The sequence below is a fragment of the Terrabacter sp. RAF57 genome (genome assembly GCF_052113925.1).
Classification (GTDB): domain Bacteria; phylum Actinomycetota; class Actinomycetes; order Actinomycetales; family Dermatophilaceae; genus Terrabacter.
The window spans coordinates 132249-148753 of record NZ_JBFRDT010000010.1 but is presented as its reverse complement, the minus strand read 5'-3'; the positions used below and the strand labels follow the sequence as shown (position 1 = coordinate 148753).

The 16505-nt window shown below is 73.3% G+C and carries 19 protein-coding genes; 12 read left to right on the top strand and 7 right to left on the bottom strand.

Going from position 1 to position 16505, the window contains the following annotated elements; genetic code table 11:
• Together AB4Y83_RS13335 and cofC are read right to left on the bottom strand one after the other, a co-directional pair.
• On the bottom strand, window positions 1–263 hold a 263-nt coding region (locus AB4Y83_RS13335), incomplete at its 3' end, for a hypothetical protein (protein WP_442297162.1).
• Between the two features lie 56 nt (window positions 264–319).
• Complete coding sequence (cofC, locus tag AB4Y83_RS13330) at window positions 320–1189, bottom strand: 2-phospho-L-lactate guanylyltransferase (protein WP_442297161.1); 870 nt, start codon at window positions 1187–1189, stop codon at window positions 320–322.
• Window positions 1190–1303: 114 nt separating this feature from the next.
• Here cofC and AB4Y83_RS13325 point away from each other — a divergent pair, with 114 nt between their 5' ends.
• A complete protein-coding gene (locus tag AB4Y83_RS13325) occupies window positions 1304–2104 on the top strand; it encodes a lysophospholipid acyltransferase family protein (protein ID WP_442274871.1) in 801 nt (266 codons plus the stop codon).
• Entirely contained in the window at window positions 2101–3102 is a 1002-nt protein-coding gene (locus AB4Y83_RS13320; RefSeq protein WP_442274870.1) for an NAD(P)H-dependent glycerol-3-phosphate dehydrogenase, read from the top strand. The genes AB4Y83_RS13325 and AB4Y83_RS13320 overlap by 4 nt, the downstream gene beginning before the upstream one ends.
• 26 nt (window positions 3103–3128) lie before the next feature.
• Here AB4Y83_RS13320 and AB4Y83_RS13315 read toward each other — a convergent pair whose 3' ends face one another.
• A complete protein-coding gene (locus AB4Y83_RS13315; protein ID WP_442297160.1) occupies window positions 3129–4214 on the bottom strand; it encodes a trans-sulfuration enzyme family protein in 1086 nt (361 codons plus the stop codon).
• Window positions 4215–4263: 49 nt separating this feature from the next.
• Between AB4Y83_RS13315 and AB4Y83_RS13310 the strand changes: the two genes are divergently transcribed.
• A complete protein-coding gene (locus AB4Y83_RS13310) occupies window positions 4264–5400 on the top strand; it encodes a D-alanine--D-alanine ligase family protein (protein ID WP_442297159.1) in 1137 nt (378 codons plus the stop codon).
• Between the two features lie 57 nt (window positions 5401–5457).
• Here AB4Y83_RS13310 and AB4Y83_RS13305 read toward each other — a convergent pair whose 3' ends face one another.
• The gene (locus AB4Y83_RS13305) at window positions 5458–5745 is read right to left on the bottom strand and encodes a DUF3515 family protein (RefSeq protein ID WP_442297158.1); all 288 of its coding nucleotides are present in this window, start codon (window positions 5743–5745) and stop codon (window positions 5458–5460) included.
• Window positions 5746–5914: 169 nt separating this feature from the next.
• Window positions 5915–6148 carry an Lrp/AsnC family transcriptional regulator gene (locus AB4Y83_RS13300; protein WP_020142803.1) on the bottom strand — a complete coding sequence of 78 codons (234 nt, stop codon included), beginning with the start codon at window positions 6146–6148 and terminating at the stop codon, window positions 5915–5917.
• A gap of 219 nt (window positions 6149–6367) precedes the next feature.
• On the opposite strand from AB4Y83_RS13300, the gene thiL reads away from it, so the two are divergent.
• A complete protein-coding gene (gene thiL / locus AB4Y83_RS13295; protein ID WP_442297165.1) occupies window positions 6368–7336 on the top strand; it encodes a thiamine-phosphate kinase in 969 nt (322 codons plus the stop codon).
• Window positions 7337–7536: 200 nt separating this feature from the next.
• Here thiL and rpmB read toward each other — a convergent pair whose 3' ends face one another.
• Both rpmB and AB4Y83_RS13285 read right to left on the bottom strand, forming a co-directional pair.
• Window positions 7537–7725, bottom strand: coding sequence for a 50S ribosomal protein L28 (gene rpmB / locus AB4Y83_RS13290; protein WP_020142801.1), 189 nt, complete (start codon window positions 7723–7725; stop codon window positions 7537–7539).
• A gap of 166 nt (window positions 7726–7891) precedes the next feature.
• The gene (locus AB4Y83_RS13285; RefSeq protein WP_442297157.1) at window positions 7892–8650 is read right to left on the bottom strand and encodes a fructosamine kinase family protein; all 759 of its coding nucleotides are present in this window, start codon (window positions 8648–8650) and stop codon (window positions 7892–7894) included.
• Between the two features lie 100 nt (window positions 8651–8750).
• Here AB4Y83_RS13285 and AB4Y83_RS13280 point away from each other — a divergent pair, with 100 nt between their 5' ends.
• From AB4Y83_RS13280 to mutM, 8 genes are all read left to right on the top strand, one after another.
• A complete protein-coding gene (locus AB4Y83_RS13280; RefSeq protein WP_442297156.1) occupies window positions 8751–10532 on the top strand; it encodes a DAK2 domain-containing protein in 1782 nt (593 codons plus the stop codon).
• 1 nt (window position 10533) lies between these two features.
• Window positions 10534–12795 carry an ATP-dependent DNA helicase RecG gene (locus AB4Y83_RS13275; RefSeq protein ID WP_442297155.1) on the top strand — a complete coding sequence of 754 codons (2262 nt, stop codon included), beginning with the start codon at window positions 10534–10536 and terminating at the stop codon, window positions 12793–12795.
• Between the two features lies 1 nt (window position 12796).
• The gene (gene rsmD / locus AB4Y83_RS13270; protein WP_442274863.1) at window positions 12797–13378 is read left to right on the top strand and encodes a 16S rRNA (guanine(966)-N(2))-methyltransferase RsmD; all 582 of its coding nucleotides are present in this window, start codon (window positions 12797–12799) and stop codon (window positions 13376–13378) included.
• Between the two features lie 54 nt (window positions 13379–13432).
• Window positions 13433–13933 (top strand): pantetheine-phosphate adenylyltransferase, encoded by a 501-nt coding sequence (coaD, locus tag AB4Y83_RS13265; RefSeq protein ID WP_442274862.1) that lies wholly within the window; start codon window positions 13433–13435, stop codon window positions 13931–13933.
• An 89-nt stretch (window positions 13934–14022) separates the two neighbouring features.
• Window positions 14023–14598, top strand: coding sequence for a YceD family protein (locus AB4Y83_RS13260; RefSeq protein WP_056770124.1), 576 nt, complete (start codon window positions 14023–14025; stop codon window positions 14596–14598).
• Between the two features lies 1 nt (window position 14599).
• Window positions 14600–14794 (top strand): 50S ribosomal protein L32, encoded by a 195-nt coding sequence (rpmF, locus tag AB4Y83_RS13255; protein ID WP_020142793.1) that lies wholly within the window; start codon window positions 14600–14602, stop codon window positions 14792–14794.
• A gap of 52 nt (window positions 14795–14846) precedes the next feature.
• Complete coding sequence (rnc, locus tag AB4Y83_RS13250) at window positions 14847–15590, top strand: ribonuclease III (protein WP_442274861.1); 744 nt, start codon at window positions 14847–14849, stop codon at window positions 15588–15590.
• A gap of 7 nt (window positions 15591–15597) precedes the next feature.
• Window positions 15598–16458, top strand: coding sequence for a bifunctional DNA-formamidopyrimidine glycosylase/DNA-(apurinic or apyrimidinic site) lyase (gene mutM / locus AB4Y83_RS13245; RefSeq protein WP_442297154.1), 861 nt, complete (start codon window positions 15598–15600; stop codon window positions 16456–16458).
• Window positions 16459–16505: the final 47 nt, after the last annotated feature.

Sequence of the window (16505 nt, the reverse complement as noted above, 5' to 3'; positions counted from 1 at the left end):
GCTCCGGCCAAGCGCGCCACGGCGACGAAGGCCGCCCCGGCCAAGGCGGCGGCGAAGAGGACGACGACGAAGGCCGCTGCGACGAAGGCTGCTCCGGCCAAGCGCGCCACGGCGACGAAGGCCGCCCCGGCCAGGGCCGCGGCGAAGACGACGACGACGAAGGCCGCTGCCACGAAGACCACGGCGGCCAAGAAGGCGACGACGGCCCGCAAGACGACGGCCAGGAAGACCGCCTCGAGGTGAGGCCACGCGGCGCCCGGCACGGGCGTCGCCGGACGTGACGTGGGCCCGACCGGCGACGGTCGGGCCCACGCGTGCGTCAGCGGATGGGCTGGCCCGGCCCGACGCCCACGATGTGCAGCGCGATGACGAGGTCGTCGACGACCTCGACCGTGAGGCGCTGGCCGAGGCGCAGCAGGCGCAGCCCGCTCGCCTCGAACGCCGGTGCCTCGAAGCGCAGCTCGACGCCGTCGTCGCGCAGCACGCTCCCGGTGTGGGTCTCGGGGTCGAAGCGGTGGACGGTGGCCTGCATGCTCCTGATCCAACCAGATCCCCGGTGCTCGAGGACGGTGCGTGTCGCCGGGCCGAGCCCGAGCCGGCGCGCCCGCGCGAGGCTCCGTGCGTCGTCGACGTCGGTGCGCAGTCGGGGGAGCGGCAGCACCAGGCGCACCGCTCCGTCGGCCTCGTGACGCGCGGCGCTGTTGGTGCCGAACCGTGGCGTGAAGCCGCGGCCGCAGCGCAGGACCGTGCCCGTGCCGTCCGCGTCGGGCACGAACGACTCCTCGACGGACGCAGCGGCCTCGAGCGCCGACCGCAGCGAGGCGGCGTCGAGCGAGGGAACGTCACCGAGCAGGGCGGCCACGCGGGCGCCCGGCCCGGCGTGCCGCATACCGGCGCAGACGGCCTCGTTGAGCCCGGTGCCCGGGTCGGCCACGACGTGCACCCCACGCGTACGCCACCTGGCCGCCAGGCCCGCGTCGCTCGTCACGAGCACGAGGTGGTCCGCCCCGACGGCCGCGGCGGCCGCGGCGAGCGTGTCGGTCGCGATCGCGGCACTGAGCTCGGCGCGGTCCGAGCCGACGGCGCGGGCGAGGCGCGACTTGCCGTGGCTCGTGTCCTTGACGGGGACGACGACGTGCCAGCCGGCGGACGGCTCTGCCGGGGGGTGCGCGTGCGAGGAGGTCGTCATGCTGGCGATATCGTCCCACTCGCCGCCCTGCTGCTCGACACCGCGCCGTGAGGTGGACAAGATGAAGCCCAGCCACGTCGACCGGCGTGCGCACGACGAGGAGGACGTGACACCGTGACTGCCGGCGCACCCAAGAGGCGGTTGCCGTGGGCCTACCGGCTCGTGGCCCTCCTGCTCCGGCCGCTGCTGATGCGGGTCACCAAGCGCGACTGGCGCGGGCTCGAGAACATCCCGGCCGAGGGCGGCTTCGTCGTCTCGACGAACCACATCTCCTACGCCGACCCGCTCGTCTTCGCGCACTTCATGTTCGACAGCGGGCGCGAGGCCTACTTCCTCGGCAAGGACAGCCTCTTCGCGATCCCGTTCGTCGGCTGGCTTCTCAAGAAGTGCGGACAGATCCCTGTCTACCGCAACTCCGCCGCAGCGACCGACTCCTACCGGGCCGCGGTCGAGGGCGTGCGCGCCGGCAAGGCGCTCGGGATCTTCCCCGAGGGCACCATCACGCGCGACCCCGACCTGTGGCCGATGCGGGGCAAGACGGGCGCCGCCAGGGTCGCCCTCGAGACGCGCTGCCCCCTGATCCCGGTGGCGCAGTGGGGCGCTCAGGAGATCCTGTCTCCCTACGGCCACAAGCCCTCGCTCTTCCCGCGCAAGACGATGATGATGTACGCCGGTCCGCCCGTCGACCTCTCCGACCTCTACGACCGCCCGATCGACACCAAGGTGCTGCGCGAGGCCACCGACCGGCTCATGGACCGCATCACCGGGCTGCTCGAGGTGCTCCGGGACGAGAAGCGTCCGACCGAGCGCTTCGACCCGCGCAGCCACGGCGTCCCCGAGATCGGTGACCCCCTGGGGCACCACGAGATCGGGCGCGCCAAGCGTCACCGCGGCCGGGACGGGAGCCCGTCGTGACGGCTCGCGTCGCCGTCATGGGCAGTGGCAACTGGGGCACGGCCTTCGGGATGATCCTGGCCGATGCCGGGTGCGACGTGACGATGTGGGCGCGTCGACCGGAGGTCGCCGACGCGATCAACGCCGGGCGCAACGACGCCTACCTGCCCGAGCTCGAGCTGCCGTCCGCCGTCCGCGCCACCGTCGACCCGGCCGAGGCCCTCCACCGGGCCGACGTCGTCGTGCTCGCCGTGCCGTCGCAGACGTTGCGCGACAACCTGACCCGCTGGGGCGCCTCGATCCCCACCGGCGCCCCGGTCGTGTCGCTCATGAAGGGCGTCGAGCTCGGCACGACGATGCGGATGAGCGAGGTCATCGCCGAGGCCGCTGACATCGCGACCGACCGCATCGTCGTCGTGTCCGGCCCCAACCTCGCGCCCGAGATCGCCCGTCGCCAGCCGGCCGCGGGCGTCGTCGCGTGCCGTGACATGGCGACTGCCGAGCGCGTCGCCAGCGCCTGCGCGACCCCGTGGTTCCGGCCCTACACCGACACCGACGTCATCGGCGCCGAGGTGTGCGGGGCCACGAAGAACGTCGTCGCGCTCGCGTCCGGCATGGCCGAGGGGATGGGGTTCGGCGACAACACGAAGGCCACGATCATCACCCGTGGTCTGGCGGAGACGACGCGCCTGGGCCTGGCTCTCGGCGCGCACCCGCAGACCTTCATGGGCCTCGCCGGCGTCGGAGACCTCATCGCGACGTGCATGTCGCCGCTCTCGCGCAACCACAGCTTCGGCGTGCGGCTCGGGCGCGGCCGCACGGTCGAGGAGGCGACCGCCGAGCTGCGCACGACGACTGAGGGCGTGAAGTCGTGCGAGTCGATCCTCACGCTCGCCGGGCAGCACGACGTCGACATGCCGATCTGCGAGCAGGTCGTCGCCGTCATCCGTGACGGTCACTCGGCGAGCGAGGTCGGCCCGCGCCTCATGTCACGTGACCTCAAGGCTGAGAAGCACTGAGGGCGTGTGCCGCCCGCCGGCTCGCGTCAGGCGTGGTCGAGCGCCTGTCTGAGGTCGGCCCACAGGTCGTCGACGTGCTCGATGCCGACTGACAGCCGGACGAGGTTGACCGGCACCTGCTCGGACTCCGAGGGGTGACGCCGGCGGCGCTCGAGCTGTGACTCGACGCCGCCGAGGCTCGTCGCGTGCAGCCAGAGACGCGTCGAGGCGCAGACCCGCTCGGCGGCGTCCGCGTCACCGGCCACGTCGATCGAGACCATGGCGCCCGAGCCGGGGTAGCGCACGCGCTCCACGGCCGGATGGCCCTCGAGGCGGCGGGCCAGCTCGGCCGCGCTGGCGCTGGCCCGCTCGAACCGCACCGACAGCGTTCGCAGCCCGCGCAGCGCGAGGAAGACCTCCATCGGTCCGGCGATCGCCCCGTGCAGGGTGCGGTGGCGACGCAGCCGATCGCCGATCGCGCGCCCGCGCTCGGTGTCGGCGACGACGGTCGCGCCGAGCACGACGTCGCTGTGACCCGAGAGGTACTTGGTGACGGAGTGCACGACGACGTCGGCGCCGAGCGAGAGGGGCCGGCACAGCAGCGGAGTCGAGAGGGTGTTGTCGACGACGCTCGTCACGCCGAGCTCACGTGACCGGGCGAGGACGACGTCGAGCTCGGTGACGTCCATGAGCGGGTTCGTCGGCGACTCGAGCCAGAGCAGGTCGGCCGACTCGAGGGCGGCGACGAAGCCGGCCGTGTCGGTGGCGTGCACGCGGACGACCGTGCCGCCGGCCTTCTCGTGGGCCACGAGCAGGTCGCCGGTGCCGTTGTACGTCGTGTCGGGGGCGACGACCGTGCCGCCGGCCGGGACGAGCCCGAGTGCCGCCGAGATGGCTCCCATGCCCGACGCGTGCACGAGCGCGTGACCGCCCTCGAGGCCGCCGAGCGCCTCCTCGAACGCGTTCCACGTCGGGTTGCCCGAGCGGGCGTAGTTGACGGGCCCGTCCGCGGCATACGTCGACGTCAGCTCGACGGCGACGTTCGCGGGCGAGCCGGGGGAGCGCTCGGGGCGTCCCGACGCCACGAGGAAGGTGTCGACGTGCAGGTGCTGCGAATCCGCTTCGGTGCCCACGCCCTCAGGGTACGAGGGGCCCCCACGGTCTTCGATAGAGTCTCGTCTGATGACCACGGACCAGCCCCAGCCCGACCTGCCGAGCCGCCCCCGCGTCGCCATCGTCTTCGGAGGGCGCTCCTCGGAGCACGCAGTCTCCTGCGCCACCGCTGCCGGGGTGCTGCGCGCCATCGACCGCAGCAAGTACGACATCATCCCGATCGGCATCTCCCGCGACGGGCAGTGGGTCCTCGCGGCCGACGAGCCGAGCCGCTTCGAGCTGACGGCCGGGCGCACCCCCGAGGTCGAGCCGAGCGCCGCCCACGTCGTCCTGCCGCTCTCGACGCGCGAGAGCTCGCTCACCTCGCTCGAGGCCGGCCGGCCGCCGCAGGAGCTCGGCCAGGTCGACGTCGTCTTCCCCCTGCTGCACGGGCCGTTCGGCGAGGACGGCACGCTCCAGGGCTTCCTCGAGCTCTCCGACGTGCGCTACGTCGGCTCCGGCGTCTTCGCGTCCGCCGCGGGCATGGACAAGCACTACATGAAGGTCGTCTTCGCCGGCCACGGGCTGCCCGTCGGGCCGTATGCCGTCATCACCGACCGCGCGTGGCGCACCGACCCGGCCGCCGCCATGGACGCCTGCGCCGGTCTCGCCTACCCGCTCTTCGTCAAGCCCGCCCGGGCCGGCTCGTCGATGGGGATCACCCGGGTCGACGACCCCGCCGAGCTCCAGGCCGCCATCGAGGTGGCCCGCGACCACGACCCCAAGGTCCTCGTCGAGGCCGGGATCGCGGGCCGTGAGATCGAGTGCGCCGTGCTCGAGGGCCACGGCACGTCCGGGCCGCGCACGTCCGAGGTGGGCGAGGTCGCGGTCCACGACAACCACGGCTTCTACGACTTCGAGGCGAAGTACCTCGCCGAGGCCGACGTCGACCTCACCTGTCCCGCCGACGTGCCCGAGGAGATCTCCAAGGAGGTCCGACGGCTCGCCGCCGAGGCGTTCGAGTCGCTCGGCTGCGAGGGGCTCGCGCGCGTCGACTGCTTCTACACCGACGACGGCCGGGTGCTCATCAACGAGATCAACACGATGCCGGGCTTCACGCCGCACTCGATGTACCCGCGGATGTGGGCGGCCTCGGGCGTCGACTACCCCGACCTCATCGACGAGCTGATCTCGCTCGCCCTCGAGCGGCGCACCGGCCTGCGCTGAACCGGGCCGACCGGGCACGTTCCGGGGACGGCCGGGCCGGCCACACGGCATACGCCCTCAGGAGCAGTGGCGACCGGTGACCGGGAGGGACTTCGCGACGTCGGTGAAGGCCGGCAGCAGCAGCGGCACCGCGCCGTAGGCCCCGGGGGCCAGCACCTCGATGGCCGGGTCGCGGCCGTAGGTCGTCGCCACCGACCCGTCGCTGAGGGGGCGCACCACCCAGTCGACGCCGTCGACGGTCACGCAGTCGTCGGTCGTCGGGCCGAGGGGGTCGAGCCCGCAGCGGGCGATGAGCGCCGGGTCGCCCCACGCCGCCACCGACCCGTCGTCGGGCTGCGTCGCCACCCTCGCGTGGCCGCTGACGTCACCGGGCCACCGGGCCGAGGCGCAGACCGGCGCCGACGCCCGGGGCGCGAGCGCCACCTCGGGGGCGCGGCTGCACGCGGACAGCACGACGGCGGCGCCGATGAGCGCCGCCGTCGTGAGGTACGGGCGTCCGGTCAGGGGGCTGGCCTCAGACGTGGACGACCGTGCAGGTCAGGGTCCGGGTGATGCCGGGGACGTCCTGGAGCTTGGCGATGACGAGACGACCGAGGTCGTCGACGTTGGAGGCCTCGACGCGGGCGATGACGTCGTAAGGACCCGTGACGTCCTCGGCGAGAGTCACGCCCGAGATGCCCGCGATCGCCTCCGCCACGCTCGCGGCCTTGCCGACTTCGGTCTGGATCAGGATGTAGGCCTGGACCACGTGTCACCTCACTGTGTGTCGATCGTTGGACGGTCGTGCACGGGCGCGACGCGCTGGCCCGACCGCTCGGAACGGCAGGTCCCAGTGTGACTGCGACCGTGCCCTGACGCTACCTTGCCATGGGGCCTCACGTCCCATGGAAACCGGGGGCCTGAGACGGCCGTCCACCGAAAGGGTGTGTGATCCGTGCCGAACGGGCAGCGGCTCCAGCGTGGGCCGATGATGACGGGCGGGACGCCCTTGCGAGACCTCGACGAGGACGAGCTGCTCGGGCGCATCCTCCCGGCCTTCCCGGGCACCGACGAGCTGCTCGTGGCCCCGGGTGACGACGCCGCGGTGCTGCGCACGTCCGAGCGCACGATCGCCACGACCGACACCGTCGTCCTCGGCCGTGACTGGCTCGACGCGTGGTCCTCCGGCGCGGACATCGGGCACAAGGTCGTGGCCCAGAACCTCGCCGACGTCGCGGCGATGGGCGGCCGGCCCACGGGGATCCTCGTCACGCTCGTCGCCGACCCCGACCTGTCGCTGGAGTGGGTGCTCGACCACGTGGGCGGCCTGGCGCAGGCGTGTGCCGCCGCGGGCGTGGCCGTGCTCGGCGGGGACCTCTCGTCGGCGCCGCCCGGGGTCGTCATGGTGTCGGTCACGGCGCTCGGCCGCCTCGACGGCGAGCCGGTGCTCCGCTCGGGGGCGAGGCCCGGGGACGTCCTCGCCGTCCACGGGTCGCTCGGCCTCGCCGACGCGGGCCTGCGCCTGCTTCGGGCCGACGCCGTCGAGCGGCACCCGGTCGCGGTCGCCCGTCAGCGACGTCCCGAGCCCCCGCTCGCGGCGGGGCCCGAGGCGGCGGCCGCCGGGGCCACGGCGATGCTCGACCTCAGCGACGGCCTGCTGCGCGACGGGGGGCGGATCGCCCGGGCCAGCAGCGTCGTCATCGACCTCGACCCGCGGGCGCTCGCCGCGGACGTCGACGCGCTGACCGAGGCCCTCGGAGCCGAGGCCGCGCTCGACTGCGTGCTGGCCGGCGGCGAGGAGCACTCGCTGCTCGCGACCTTCCCGCGTGGGTCTCTGCCCGTCGGCTGGCGGGCCATCGGGTCCGTCCGGGCTCCCGGGGCCGATGAGGGTGGGGGCATCCTCGTCGGCGGCCGCGTCGTCACGCACACCGGCTGGGACCACTTCCGCGGCGCCTGACCGGAGCGGCGGGCTCGCGGCTCGAGGTCGGGCGCGAGATCGCGCAGCCCGTGCGCCCGGGCGACAGCCGGTGCGCGATCACCCGCACGACGAGGTATGCCGTCGCGCCCGGACGCGGCGGTCACCTCGACCCGCACCCGGCGGGCACGACGAAGGCCGGCCCCCTCGGGGGACCGGCCTTCAGCGTTGGTGAGGGACGTTCAGCGAACGACCTTGCCCGCCTTGAGGCAGGAGGTGCAGACGTTGAGTCGCTTCGGCGTCACACCGTCCACCAGCGTCCGAACGCGCTGGATGTTGGGGTTCCAGCGGCGCTTGGTGCGGCGGTGCGAGTGCGAGATGTTGTGACCGAAGCTCGGTCCCTTGCCGCAGACGTCGCAGTTGGCAGCCACGGGTATCTCCTGAAATTCGATGTTGACGAAGTGCTGAGCTCCACCACTGGATCGGGGCAGACGCACGAGGGCGCGCGTCACCCCGCAGTCACGGGGGGAACCGGTAAAGCGTAGCCGACGAGATGCTCGGACGACAAAACGGCGTGAGCACCCCACTGAGCCCGCCTCATACGAAGGTCCGGGCCGTCTCGACGAGCTGGGCGGCATACGCAGGTCCGTGCGACGCCGCGTGCACGGCGAGCGGGTGCAGCTGGTGCAGGCCCACGAGCTCGCGCCACCCCGGGCGGAGTCCGGCGGCCTCCTCGTACGCGGCGAGGACGCGGCCCAGGCCGGGGCAGCCGAAGAGGGCCAGCATCGCGAGGTCGGTGAGCCCGTGCCCGCCGTGCGCGGCCGGGTCGATGAGGACGGCGCCGTCGGCCGTGAACACGACGTTGCCTGCCCACAGGTCGCCGTGGATGCGAGCGGGGGGTCGGTCGTCGTCGAGGTCGCCGGACGCCAGCCGGTCGCAGACGCGGTCGACGGTGCGGGCCCCGGCCGCGTCGAGGTGACCGCGGTCGAGGGCCCGGCGCACGAAAGGGCGCACCCGCTGCTCGGCGTAGAACAGGCCCCACGTCGGCGTCGGGTCGTTTGTCTGCGTCTGGCGCCCGATCCAGGCGTCACCGGTCCAGCCCGCCGGGGGAGACCCGAAGGCCGGCGCACCCGAAGCATGGGTCACGGCGAGGCCCCGCCCGAGGGTCTCGGCTGCCTCCTCCGTCGGACGAGCGGGGTGCAGCCGGACGAGGTCGATGTGCCCGGCACCGACGCCGCGGACCTCGACGACGCGGGCGCCGCCGCGCCCCTGCGCCTCCCCGAGCCAGCGCAGGCCGGCCGCCTCGACCTCGAAGAAGCCGGCGGTGGGCGCGCGCCCCCGACGCCGGTGCGGCACGGGACTGGTGCATGCGACCGTCCGGACGAGGCGCTAGCCTGCCGAGCATCGGCGAGCCGATCCGCAGGCCGATGGACACGCACGACGAGCAGGAGGTCCGATGCCCGGCGCAGCGCCGCCGCCCGACGGGCCGCTCAGCCTGCTCGACCTCGTCGCGGTCCGCCGGTGGGCCGTGCTGACCCGGTCGCTCTTCGCGGCCCGCCGCGCCGAGATCGATGCCCTCAACGTCTTCCCCGTCCCCGATGGCGACACGGGCACGAACCTCTACCTCACCTTCGACGGCGCGGTCGAGCGCACCCTGGCCACCGCGGACGTCACGACGGCCGACGCCCTGCTCGCCGTCTTCGCCCGCCACCTGCTCTGGACCGCCCGGGGCAACTCCGGCGTCATCCTCAGCCAGCTGGCCCGCGGACTCGCCGAGGGCTGCGCCGGGGCAGCCGAGATCGACGGCCGCGTCCTCGCCGAGGGGCTGCAGCACGCAGAGCAGCGCGCCCGCCAGGCCGTGACGGACCCCAAGGAGGGGACCATCCTCACAGTGGCCCGCGCCATGGCCGAGGCCGCCGCCCGGGCCGCCGGGTCCACCGCACCGGGGTCGTATGCCGTCGCCGACGGCGCCGACGACGCCGACCCGGGTGTCCCAGCAGCAGGCGATGGACCCGTCGGCGTCCACGCCGTCGCGCTCGCGGCTCTCGACGCCTCCCGGGAGGCCCTCGAGCACACCCCCGAGCAGCTCGAGGTGCTGGCCCGCGCCGGCGTCGTCGACGCCGGGGGAGCCGGGCTCGTCGTGCTCCTCGAGTGCCTCGAGCGGGTCTGCGCCGGCCAGCGCGCTCGCTCCGGGTCCGACGCCTCCGACCGACGTTCCCGACGCCGGCCCGACCCCCGGAGCGCGGCGCTCAGCGCGGCTCGACCGGCCGACGGCGCCGAGACCCCCGGCATCCCGGAGTTCGAGGTGATGTACCTCCTGCGCGACTCCGACGACACCGCGGTGGACGCCCTGCGCGCCCGCCTCGTCGAGCTCGGCGACTCGGTGCTCGTCGTCGGCGGCGACGGGGAGTGGAACGTCCACGCCCACGTCGACGACGCAGGCGCCGCCGTCGAGGCCGGCATCGAGGCCGGCCGCCCGCACCGGGTGCGCATCACGCGCCTCACCGACGAGCACGGCCACGGCACTCGAGGTGCGCGGGTCGACGGTGCCGGCACCTCGGCGGTCCGTGGTGCCGCGATCGTCGCGTGCGCCGCCGGCGTCGGTCTCGAGGGGCTCTTCGAGGACGCCGGCGCGGTCGTGGTCCGCTCCGGACCCGGTCGGCGCGCCTCGACCGGGGGTCTCATCGACGCCATCCGCCAGCAGCACGCACGCGGGGCCTCGGGCGTCGTCGTCCTGCCCAACGACGGCGACACGCTCCTGGCCGCTGCCGCCGCCGTGCGTGCGGTGGCCGACGACGGCATCGAGGCGCACCTCGTCCACGTCCGCACGGCCGTGCAGGGCATCGCCGCCCTCGCCGTCTTCGAGCCGACCGCCGCGGCGTCGGCCAACGTGCTCGCCATGCAGGCGGCGGCGTCGGCGACCCGACACGGCGCGGTCACCGTGGCCAACCGGGCGGCGCTCACGAGCGGCGGTCCGTGCGAGGCGGGTGACGTGCTCGGCGTCGTCGACGGTGACGTCGTCATCGTCGGCTCCGACCAGCTCGACGTCTCCCGGCAGGTCGTGCAGCGGCTGCTCGCGAGTGGCGGTGAGCTCCTGACGGTCGTGGCGGGTGTCGACGCGCCCGACGGCCTGCTCGACGCCGTGACCGCCGAGGCCCGCGTCGCCCACCACGGCATCGAGGTCTCGCTCCTCGACGGCGGGCAGGCGGTCTACCCCGTGCTGCTGGGGGTGGAGTGAGGTGCCGGTGCTCACCGAGGACTCGCCGCTCACCAAGCTGCTCACCAAGCCTGACGCCGCCCAGCTGGCCCGCACCAAGGGCCTGCAGAGTGTCGGCGACCTGTTCGAGTTCGTGCCCCGGCGCTACGTGCGCCCCGGCCAGCTCACCGACCTGTCCTCGCTCCACGTCGGCGAGGAGGTCCTCGTCGTGGCGGAGGTCCGCACGGCGACCTCGCGGGCCATGCGCAACCGTCGAGGCAAGATGCTCACCGTCGTCATCGGCGACGACCACGGCAACGAGCTCGACGTGACCTTCTTCAGCGCCTTTGGCCACGAGAAGAAGCTGCTGCCCGGCGTGCGCGGGCTCTTCGTCGGGCAGATCGGCGCCTACGGCCGGCGGCTCCAGCTCACCCACCCGGAGTACGAGCTCTTCGACGACGACGAGCAGGGTGAGGCGACCGTCGAGTGGTACCGCACCCACCGCGTGCCGGTCTACTCGACGACGGGCAAGCTCAACTCCCTCAAGCTGCGCCGGCTCGTCCACCAGGCGCTCGACTCCGTCGACCGCGTCCGCGAGCCGGTTCCCGACGGCGTACGCGCCACGCGGGGTCTCGTCGACCGCGCCGTCGCGCTGGAGCTCGTCCACCGACCCACGCTCGACGACCAGCCGTCCCGCGGGCTCGACCGGCTCAAGTACGACGAGGCGTTCGTCCTCCAGACGATCCTCGCCCAGCGCCGCAAGGCTGCCGAGTCCGAGCTCGCGACGCCGCGGCCTCCGCGTCCCGGCGGCCTGCTGGCTGCCTTCGACGCCCGGCTGCCCTTCGAGCTCACGGCGGGGCAGCGCGAGATCGGCGAGGTGCTCACGACCGAGCTCGCGTCCGACCGGCCGATGCACCGGCTCCTCCAGGGCGAGGTCGGCTCGGGCAAGACGGTGGTCGCGCTGCGTGCCATGCTCGCCGCCATCGACGCGGGCGGCCAGGCGGCCCTGCTCGCCCCCACCGAGGTCCTGGCGGCTCAGCACCACCGCTCGATCATCGCGATGCTCGGCGACCTCGCGCAGGGCGGCATGCTCGGCGGCTCGGAGTTCGGGACCACCGTGGCGCTGCTCACCGGGAGCCAGAACGCCGCGACCCGCCGTCGCTCCCTGCTCGACGCGGCCTCCGGCGAGGCCGGCATCGTCGTCGGCACCCACGCGCTCATCCAGAAGCATGTCCAGTTCGCGGACCTCGCCCTCGTCGTCGTCGACGAGCAGCACCGCTTCGGCGTCGAGCAGCGGGACGCCTTGCGCGAGAAGGGCATCCGGCCACCTCACGTGCTCGTCATGACGGCCACCCCGATCCCGCGCACCGTCGCGATGACGGTCTTCGGCGACATGGAGACCTCGACGCTGCGTGAGCTGCCGCGCGGTCGCTCACCCATCACGACGCACGTCGTCGACGCAGACCGGCCCGGCTGGGTCGACCGCACGTGGCTGCGCGTCGCCGAGGAGGTCGCCAAGGGGCACCAGGCCTACGTCGTCTGCCCGCGCATCGGTGACGTCGACGACGAGGCCGCTCTCGCCCCGGGCAGCGGCGCCACCTCCCGCGACACCTCCGACGAGGACGCCGGCTGGGAGACCCACTGGGAGGGCGACGAGGGCGAGGTCGAGGGCGACGCCCCCGAGCGGGAGCTGACCGGCGTCTACGCGATGCTCAGCACGCTGCGCGCCAACCCGGCGCTCGACGGCACGCGCATCGGGGTGCTCCACGGCCGGCTCGACCCCGACGCCAAGGATGCCACGATGCGTGCCTTCGGGGACGGCGAGATCGACGTCCTCGTCGCCACGACGGTCATCGAGGTCGGCGTCGACGTGCCGAACGCCTCGGTGATGGTCGTCGTCGACGCCGACCGGTTCGGCATCTCCCAGCTGCACCAGCTGCGGGGTCGTGTCGGCCGTGGTGCGGTGCCCGGGCTCTGCCTGCTCATGACCCAGGGCGCGGGGGAGCGGGCCGCCGAGCGCCTCGACCAGGTCGCCGCGACGACCGACGGCTTCGAGCTGGCCCGCGCCGACCTGCTCCTGCGCCGGGAGGGCGACGTGCTCGGGGCGCGCCAGAGCGGCCGGGGCAACTCCGTGCGTCACCTGCGACTCGGCAGGCTCGAGGACGAACAGATCATCGCCGACGCCCGCGAGGACGCCTTCGCGCTCGTCGACGCCGACCCCGGCCTGCGCGAGCACCCGGCGCTCGCCGCCGCGGTCGCGATGCGGCTCGACGAGGAGCAGGCCGTATGGCTCGAGCGGGGCTGACATGACACGGATCATCAGCGGCACGGCAGGCGGTCGTCGCCTCCGGACGCCGCCCGGGTCCTCGACCCGACCCACGTCCGACCGGGTCCGCGAGGCGCTCTTCAGCCGGCTGGAGCACCGCGGGCTGCTCGAGGGCGCGTGCGTGCTCGACCTCTACGCCGGGTCCGGTGCGCTCGGCCTCGAGGCCGCGAGCCGCGGCGCCGCGCAGGTCCTGCTCGTCGAGTCGCGCCAGGCTGCCGCGAAGGTCATCCGCGCCAACGCCGACGTCATCGGGCACCCGGCCGTCCGCGTCGTCGCCGACACCGTCGAGCGAGCCCTGGCCGCCGGCCCACCCGCCGGCGTGCAGATGGACCTCGTGCTCGTCGACCCGCCCTACGACGTGTCCGAGGACGCCCTGGCGGCCGTGCTCGCCGCGCTCGTCGGGCACCAGTGGCTCGCGCGTGACGCGTTCGTCGTCGTCGAGCGCTCGAGCCGCTCACCGCAACCGACGTGGCCCGAGGGGCTCGAGCTCTCCGGCGAGAAGCGCTACGGCGAGACCGCGATGTGGTTCGCCGAGCCGCCGCCGAGCGACGTCGTCGCGTGACCCGTGGCGCGAGGCTCACGCGCCGCCCGGGACCCGGACGGTAGGTTGGGCCGCGTGACGAGCGAAGCGCGCCGCTGTGTCTGCCCCGGCTCCTACGACCCGATCACCAACGGTCACGTCGACGTGGTGACCCGGGCCAGCAGGTTGTTCGACGAGGTCGTCGTCGCGATCCTGCACAACCCGAGCAAGCACGGCACGTTCGACATCGAAGAGCGCACCGCCCTCATCGAGCAGTCCGTCGGCCACCTGCCCAACGTCCGGATCGGCGCCTGGGCCGGCACCCTGGTCGTCGACGTGTGTCGCGAGGTCGGAGCGGCGACGATGGTCAAGGGGCTACGCGGCGGCACCGACTTCGCCTACGAGCTGCCGATGGCGCACATGAACCACCACCTCACCGGCGTCGAGACGCTCTTCATCGCTGCCGACCCCACGCTCCAGCACGTCTCGAGCTCGCTCATCAAGGAGGTCGCGCGCTACGGCGGCGACGTCAGCGGCCTCGTGCCGGACCCGGTCCTGGCGGCGCTGACCGAGCGGCTGGGGGAGCGTTCGGGCTGATTTGGGCGCACGGCGCGCCTCTAGTAGCCTTGGAGGTCGGTCCACGTCCGTCTTGGCGCGGGCCGAATCCTCAACTGTGCGCAGGAGTCATGGACCGTCCCGATCCCCGTTCTCCTCTGGTGCTCGACACCAGAGAGCTTGTTCGGCGACCGGGAACGATGCACGAGATCTCGCGCACGGTGACGTTGCCCGACGACCTCGGAACCGACGTCATCTCGATCCAGACCGGTCAGCCGGTCCAGGTCGAGGTGCGCCTCGAGTCCGTCGTCGAAGGTGTCCTCGTCACGGGTTCGGCCAGTGGCACGGCGACCGGCGCCTGCGTGCGGTGCCTGGATCCTCTCGAGCTCGATGTCGAGGGGACCTTCCAGGAGCTGTTCGCCTACGCCGACCGGGCGGCGCACCACCACGAGGTGGGAGCCGACTCGGACGAGGACGAGGTGCACGAGCTGGTCGGTGACCTCATCGACCTCGAGCCCGTGCTCCGGGACGCTGTCGTGCCGACGCTGCCGTTCCAACCGGTGTGTCGGCCTGACTGCCCGGGGTTGTGTTCCGAGTGTGGGATGCACCTCGCGGAGGACCCGGACCATCATCATGAAGTGATCGACCCGAGGTGGTCGTCCCTCAGCGGACTGCTGGGGAACGACCCGCAAGAGAAGAGGAACTGACGTGGCTGTCCCGAAGCGGAAGATGTCGCGCTCCAACACCCGTTCGCGTCGCGCGAACTGGAAGGCAACGCCGACGACGCTCACCACGTGCCCCCAGTGCGGTGCGGCGACCCAGCCGCACATCGCGTGCCCCTCGTGTGGCACGTACAAGGGCCGTCACTACGCCGCTGCCGAGCGCACCGAGCACCAGGCCTGATCACCCCGTGAGCAGCCCCGTGAGCAGCCTTGGTGCTGGGGGTGTTCCGGCGGTGCCGCAGCGGCCCGTCGATGCTCTGATCGCCCACCTCCGTGAGGTGGTCGGCCAGGACATCGACGAGCCGCTGCTGCTGCGTGCCCTGACGCACCGGTCGTACGCCTACGAGAACGGTGGCCTGCCCAACAACGAGCGCCTCGAGTTCCTCGGAGACTCCGTCCTGGGCCTCGTCGTCACCGAGTCGCTCTATCGTGAGCACCCCGACCTCGCGGAGGGGCAGCTCGCCAAGCTGCGCGCCGCCGTCGTCAACATGCGGGCGCTTGCGGACGTCGCCCGGGTCTTCGACCTCGGGCAGTACGTCATGCTCGGCAAGGGTGAGGAGGCCACCGGTGGCCGCGACAAGGCCTCGATCCTGGCCGACACGCTCGAGGCCCTCATCGGCACCGTGTTCCTGTCGACCGACATCGACTTCGCCGCGCGCTTCGTGCACCACCACTTCGATCCCCTGATCGAGGAGGCCGCCACGCTCGGCGCCGGTCTCGACTGGAAGACGAGCCTGCAGGAGATGGCGGCCGGCTCGGCCCTCGGCTCGCCCGAGTACCGCGTCAGCGAGCAGGGGCCCGACCACGAGAAGGAGTTCCACGCCCGCGTCGTCGTCGGCGAGGAGGTCCTCGGCGAGGGTCGCGGCCGCTCGAAGAAGGAGGCCGAGCAGAAGGCCGCCAAGGAGGCCTGGCACGCGCTCGACGGTCGTCGCAGCGCCTCCGTGGCATCGGCGGCCGCGGGCCAGACACAGGCCTGAGCCGCGCGTGCCGGAGCTGCCCGAGGTCGAGGTCGTCCGCCGCGGCCTCGCCGACCACGTCGTCGGTCGCCACGTCACGCGTGCCCGGATCACGGGCGTCCGCGTCGCGCGTCGTCACGACGCCGGGCCGGAGGACCTCGCGGCGCGACTGCACGACGTGACCGTCACCGCGGCCTCGCGTCGCGGCAAGTACCTCTGGCTCGCCCTCGACGGCGAGGACGCGCTCATCGTGCACCTCGGGATGAGCGGGCAGATGCTCGTCGAGCCCGCTGACGCTCCGCTCGAGAAGCACTGCCACGCCCGCTTCGACTTCGCCGACGGCGGGCCGCAGCTGCGCTTCGTCGACCAACGCACCTTCGGCGGCCTCGCCCTGTCGCCGCTGCGTCCCGACGGCATCCCCGAGTCCGTCGCCCACATCGCTCCCGACCCCTTCGAGCCGGTCTACGACCAGGCGGCCGTCGTGCGGCGGATGAAGCAGCGCGACAGTGCGGTCAAGCGGGCCCTGCTCGACCAGTCGCTCGTGTCCGGCATCGGCAACATCTACGCCGACGAGGCGCTCTGGCGCGCCAAGGTGCACGGCGAGCGGCTGTGCTCGTCGCTGACGAAGCCGACGCTCTCCGCCGTCCTCAACCAAGCGCGCGAGGTCATGGCGGAGGCGCTCGGCCAGGGCGGCACGAGCTTCGACTCGCTCTACGTCAACGTCAACGGGGCGAGCGGCTACTTCGACCGGTCGCTCCATGCGTACGGCCGCGCTGGCACGCCCTGCGACCGCTGCGGCACGATCATGCGGCGCGAGCAGTTCATGAACCGCTCGTCCTTCTCGTGCCCCGTCTGCCAGCCTCGCCCGAGACGCCGAAGCCCGTCCTGACCGTCGGGGACGGTGGGACGGGCCGCGGCGTTCTCGTCAGGTCGGTC